This is a genomic window from Fructilactobacillus sp. X2R5C3, from assembly GCF_059901325.1.
The window spans coordinates 1-236 of the sequence record NZ_JBWXUY010000071.1; the positions used below are offsets into that span (position 1 = coordinate 1).

Annotated in this window: 1 protein-coding gene; it reads right to left on the bottom strand. The window is 69.9% G+C overall.

Annotated features, from left to right (window positions below; all coding sequences use genetic code 11):
* Nucleotides 1-236, bottom strand: a 236-nt coding sequence (locus AC6UDE_RS07205) for a YciI family protein (protein WP_500697065.1), incomplete at both ends; no start/stop codon positions are given.

A 236-nucleotide genomic window follows, 5' to 3' on the forward strand; every position in this document is an offset into this window, starting at 1 on the left:
GGGTACGGCTGCTGCCATAGCGGCAGCCGGGGCGCCGCAGCGTTCGCGCTCGGCGTCCATGTCTTCCAGCGGCCGCACTTCGATGCTGCCGAAGCGCGCCCATGGGAAATCGCGGGCGACGCGCATGGCTTCGTCGCGGTCGCGGGCGACGATCAGGTTGAAGCCGGCGAGCAGTTCGCGGGTTTCAGCGAACGGGCCATCCAGTACACGGCTGTGGCCATCACGCACGCGCAGGG